The sequence below is a fragment of the Archangium sp. genome (assembly GCF_036389735.1).
Classification (GTDB): Bacteria; Myxococcota; Myxococcia; order Myxococcales; family Myxococcaceae; genus Archangium.
In genome coordinates this window covers 1-3384 of record NZ_DASVWK010000092.1, presented here as the reverse complement: position 1 = coordinate 3384, position 3384 = coordinate 1, and the positions used below count along the sequence as shown (strand labels likewise).

The following is a 3384-nucleotide window of genomic DNA, read 5'->3' as shown; positions in this document are numbered from 1 at the left end:
CCGCGATCCGCGCCCTGGTTGCCGTACTCGACGGCCACCTCGGCCGACCGTCTCACCACGTCGTACTTCTCCTTGATGAGGCCGTTGTGGCTCCCCGCGATGTCCAACACCATGGACAGCCAGCGGTAGGCCACCGCATCGGCCTCGGCGTGGAAGCCATAGCGGCGCAGCCCCTCCACCGCGATGATCTGGTGCGGCGCCCAGCCGAAGGGCCAGTCCCACTGGAGATCCTCTCCGCCCGCGGCCTCGCGCGACGCCTGGGAGCTGGAGGTCAGGCCGCCCGCGTGGAGGAAACGCGGGAGCGCGGCGGCCACGGAAGCGGCCTCCTCGCGTGATGCCCAGCCCGTCCACAGCGGATAGAAGGTGGCGAGGCACTCGTACCGGGAGCGGCGCCCGGCCACGGAGTCATGGTCGAAGAACATCCCCCGCTCGGCGTCCCAGAAGCGCGCGCGCATGGTGCGCACCCGCGCCCTCGCCTCGCGCGTGTACCGGGCCGCCTTCAGGGAGTCCTCGCCCTCCACCAGGCGCAGGAGCCGGGCGAGGTCGGTCTCGTACTGGAACAGCAGCGAGTTGAGGCACACCGGCTCATGGTGGTGCGTGGCCTCGCCGAAGCGGTGGCACATGTCCCAGCCGCTCTCGCGGATGGCCCGGTCGTGGCGGTGGAACCCGGCGTCGTCCGGCCGCGAGTCGGCGTAGAAGGCGGACAGGTCCTCGGCGTCGGGGCCCTCGGCGTCGTCCTTGTAGCGGGAGAGCCCGCTCGGGGTGGCGCGAGGCCCGGTGCGGAAGACCTCGTCGAGTTCCTGCTCGGCCGCCTTCACCACCCGCTTGAGCAGGCGCCGATCCTCACGGACCTCGTGGAGCGACAGCGCGAGCCGGGGCATGAGCGGCGGCTGCGTGCGCGACAGGTGGTAGCTGAGGTTCGAGTTGGGGATCTTCCCGTAGTGCTCGATCTCGTAGAGCTGGTTCTCGAGCAGATCCCGGGCGAGCTCATAGCGCTCCGAGGCCAGGGCCCCCCGGGCGTTGAAGTAGCTGTCCCAGCCGAACATCTGCACGAAGCGTCCGCCCGGAACGATGTACGGGCGCGGGAGGTAGAGCATCCCCGGCGCGCGCATGAGGGCGTTCCAGTCCTCGGAAGCGCGCGGTCGCTGGAGCGGCACCAGCTCCAGGTCTCCGGAGCGACGGGCCTCGGCGCGCAGCTTCTTCAGGGCCTTGCGATCTCGCGCGGGGACGTAGACGCGCTGCCGGCCCTGGGGGTCCTTCACCGGCATCACCGCGAGGGCCTTCTTCAGCTCCCCGGCGCGATCGGAGCGGCGGACGAGCCCGTCCCAGCCCTGGTCGATCAACCGCCGCAGCGTGGAGGTGCGCGACGCCAGCATCCGCTCCACGGGAAGCCCGAGCGCCTCGCCCCGCCCTTCGAGGATCTCCTCGGCGAGGACGTCGGCGGCATGCGCGAGCCGTTCCGCCCCGGCCAGCTCCAGACGCACGCCCGGGGCCAGCTCCAGGTCCACCGCGAAGCGCAGCCCGGACTCCCGCGCGCGCTCGGCGTCGCGGTCGGTGAGGCGGCCATCGCCGTCGAGATCCAGGGCCGCCAGCACGTCGTAGGCGAGGCGCGCGGTCGCCGTGGTGACGGAGAGCACGCCCGGCGTCGTCTGGGCGGGAGTGGGAGCCAGCAGGAGGGAGGGAGGGAGACGGCGGAGGGAGGGCGACCGGGACGTGGGCACTTTCGACCTTCGGCGAGAAAGCGGGCCGCAAAGTACACGAGTCCGCCGCGCCCGCCGCACTCCTGTCGTGGGGGCAGCTCTCCCGGCAGCCGTGCGGATATGTTCGTTGCGGCTCCAAGAATCCGACGAGCACCCCGCAAGGTTGGCGGTCCGACGTCTTCCCGCGTGTCACCCCGCGACGACTTGGAGCGCCGCGCGCGCCGACTACCCTGCCCTCCACACCCACCCGTGTCCCCCACCCCGGAGATTCCTCGTGCGTCCGTCGTTCCACTCCCTCGCCACCTCCGTGCTGATGTTGGCCGCGCTGTCCTGGGCACCGCCGGCTCGCGCCGACGAGAGCCCCACGCCCCTGGAGGACAACCGCCGCATCACCTTGGGGTACATCGAGATCGCCTACGAGCTGGGCTCCCTGCTCGACCCGAGCCTCCAGCCCGGCGGCAGCAGCAACGTCCGCCCCAACTGGTTCGTCTTCGCGCCCCATGCCTCGCGGACGGGTGGCCAGGGCATGCTCGGCGCGGCCCTGGCGCGGCGGATGATCGACGCGGCCCGAGGGCAGCCCTCCCTCTCGCTGGTCCACGCGCTCGACCGGTTGGGTCTCTCCGGTGAAGCGCGGCTCGGCGTCGAGCGCCTCTCCCTGGAGCTCATGGTGTATGGCGTGCCCCTCGACGCGGCGGCCTCCATCGCCTCGCTCACCCGCGCCATGAACGGGAGGGCCCTGGTGGATCCCCGCACCTTCGGCACCACCGCCTCGCGCTTCGCCTCGCTCTACTGGAGCGCGCCGGCCGTCCATCCGCTCGACAAGGCCGAGGCCATGGTCCTCACGCTGGAGCACACCCTGCACGAGGGCAACCTGGCCATCTTCACGGACATCGGCGGCTCGGCACGCCTGTACCTCGACTGGCGCCGGGGCGTCGTCGGAGAGGTGACGTCCGAGCGCGTGCTCTCCGAGTTCTCGCTCCAGGACGCGGTGCCCGAGGAGTCGCGGCGGGCCTACGAGTACGGGCTCGCGCACGTGAACGACACGCCCCGGCCCCACGAGATGGCGAACCTCTTCCCGGGCATGCACTGGAAGAGCCTGCTGGTGGCGGCCTTCGCCCTGTATGAGGAGGCTCGTCGGGCGCCCACGCCCGCCGAGCGCGATGCGTTCATCGCCCTGGGCAACAACTACGTGGCCTGGCGAGAGCAGCACGACATGGCGCAGCCCGTCTTCACCCCGGCCGTGCCCCACCTGGACGAGGTCTCCCGCTCCGCGTTCCTGGAGGCCCTCACGCCGATGCTCAAGACGGACTTCGGCACCCTGGAGTGGACCTACACCGACTACGCGTACAGCCAGCCGGATCGGGACGGCAGCCTCCTGACCTCGCCGCCCACCGAGTACAGCTGGGCCGTCTTCTGGGACCGCTGGACCGGCATCCTCTACGCCTTCGACCAGGCATATGGTGCGCCCTCGGCCCTGTGGACCATGCCGGAGCCGCTGGTGGATCCCACCGCCGAGCCGGCCAACGGCACCTGAGTCGATGGGCTCATCCGGTGCCTGAGCAGGCAGGCAGGCACCGGACTCCAGCGGTCGGGTGTTGAACCGGACAGTCCGTCCGCGCGGTACGCGACGAGTCGTGGGCGGCTCGGACCGGCGGCAAACTGGAGGTGCCTCTCATCTCTGCTA

At 71.3% G+C, this 3384-nt stretch carries 2 protein-coding genes; one reads left to right on the top strand and one right to left on the bottom strand.

Annotated features, from left to right (window positions below; genetic code table 11):
• A partial coding sequence (locus VF794_RS03675; protein WP_331107754.1) for a trehalase family glycosidase occupies nucleotides 1-1637 on the bottom strand: 1637 nt, incomplete at its 3' end.
• A gap of 337 nt (nucleotides 1638-1974) precedes the next feature.
• Between VF794_RS03675 and VF794_RS03670 the strand changes: the two genes are divergently transcribed.
• Complete coding sequence (locus tag VF794_RS03670) at nucleotides 1975-3234, top strand: hypothetical protein (RefSeq protein WP_414640867.1); 1260 nt, start codon at nucleotides 1975-1977, stop codon at nucleotides 3232-3234.
• The last annotated feature ends 150 nt before the right edge of the window (nucleotides 3235-3384 follow it).